Consider the following 1947-nt stretch of genomic DNA (forward strand, 5'->3'; position numbering starts at 1 on the left):
CGTCAAAGGCGCCATGAGTATTCTGGGAACGAAATGGGATCAGACTTGGTCGATCATTGAACGCGCGGTGGCTCGAGGCAAAGCTCGCAAAGAGCAGCAGCCGATGCCTCGACTGGGAATCGACGAGAAGGCTTTTCTCAAAGGGCAAAACTACATCACTCTGCTTTACGATCTGGACAACAGCACGGTCGAAGCGATCTCCGATGGAAACGACACGGAGGCCGGAATTGCCTGCCTTTCTCAACTTTCTGAGGATCAGCTGCAGTCTGTCGAAGCCATTGCGATGGACATGAATGCGGCCTACGTCAAAGCGGCGAAGCAAGTCATTCCGTTGGCGGAGCACAAGATTGTCCACGATCGGTTTCACGTCATGCAGATGGCCACAAAGGCGGTCGACAAAGTCCGTCGAGGCGAACATCGAGCTCTCATCAAAGAGGGCGATGACCGTCTCAGCAAGACGAAGTACGTCTGGTTGACCAGCCACGAAAATCTCAGCACAAAGCAGCAGGAGGTCTTTGATGCCACATACGACCTGCAACTCCAGACCGGCAAAGCATGGGCCTACAAGGAAATGCTCCGCGACCTCTGGAGCCAAAGCAGTGCGGCTGCGGCCACCGCTTTCTTCAGAGACTGGTACAAACGCGTGATCCACACAAAGCTGACGCCAATGAAGACAGTCGCCCGATCGATCAAAGAACGTCTAAAGAATGTTGTCAGCTATTGCACGCACAAGATCACCAACGCCGTAGCCGAAGGCATGAACAGCAAAATCATGTCCATCAAACGACGAGTCGGAGGATTCCGAAACCGCCAAAACTTCAAGACCGCTATCTTCTTCCACTGCGGTGGACTCAACCTCTACCCACAATAATCCCGGATGGACCCAGTAAACCACACCGGGCCACACCCTGAACTGCTTCTCGGTATCGTTCACTTGATATAGAATTCCACGAAACTGACCAGACATTGATTTCTGAGTGAACAACATGATTAGAGACTTTCGCACGTGGTTGACAGTTGCGCTGTTGACCATCATTACACTTTATATTTCCGGATGCGGTACAGAGGGCTCGACCAATGGCCCAGATGGAAATCAATCAACTTCGGTTGACACAAATGCTGCTGCCGCAAAGCCGCCGGTTGTCCGTGAATCATCGCCGGCATCGGCTCAGCGTTCGATTCCGGTCTCCATCCCGGGATGGGCGATCACGCCAGAGCTAAGGCAAAAGCTAGCCAAGCGAGATTCTCGCGGACTGCCCGGCGGGTTTATCGATGCTGAGTCCAATCAATACATCAACCTGGCTCACGGGTTCAAAATCCAACTTTCTGATTCCGTCGCACTAATATCCGCGGAATCAGGAGAAAGCTTTGATCCGGGATTAACAATCGCAGTGCGGGACACGCGACTCGGAACCCAGCTTCGAGTCAATTCAGAGAAGCTGAGTGAACTCGATGCAGGAAAGATCGTCAGGAGCAATGGAGCTTCGAAGCGGGATGGATTTACTATTGATAGATCCTTCCCCGAAATAACTACGGAGTTCTTAGGCTCTTCAGTCGCATTCGTTTCCGGGGTCGATGCGACTGGACATCCGAAGCTTCGGGCGGCCACATATAGAGGCAGTCGACTCTTCAATCTCGATATTCATCCCACTGAAGGCACAGATGAGGTAACCCTGCCGGAGAACCTTTTGCGCGCCTTTCAGGCAACGTCCGACAATGAAATGGCTGCAGCTATCGATGCTCACCCAGAGCTGCTGCTGGCTCCCGATGCCGTTGGAGCGCACTCGTCAGTTCGTGATGGAGTTTACAGGAACTTTGAAACGGGTGTCATCTGGCGAATTCCCGATGGTTATTGGCAATTGCTGGACGGCCCACGAGGACAGTATGGCAAAGCCGATAGTATGCTGATTCGGGAGCTTAAGGAGAATGTCTTGTTACTCCTGACGG

The 1947-nt window shown here is 52.6% G+C and carries 2 protein-coding genes; both read left to right on the plus strand.

What is annotated here, in order from left to right; all coding sequences use genetic code 11:
* The coding region (locus R3C20_26055; GenBank protein ID MEZ6043971.1) for an ISL3 family transposase at positions 1-871 on the plus strand (871 nt) is incomplete at its 5' end.
* Between the two features lie 115 nt (positions 872-986).
* Positions 987-1947 (plus strand): hypothetical protein (locus R3C20_26060; protein MEZ6043972.1); only part of this gene is annotated, 961 nt, incomplete at its 3' end.

The organism is Planctomycetaceae bacterium, from assembly GCA_041398825.1.
Taxonomy (GTDB): domain Bacteria; phylum Planctomycetota; class Planctomycetia; order Planctomycetales; family Planctomycetaceae; genus F1-80-MAGs062.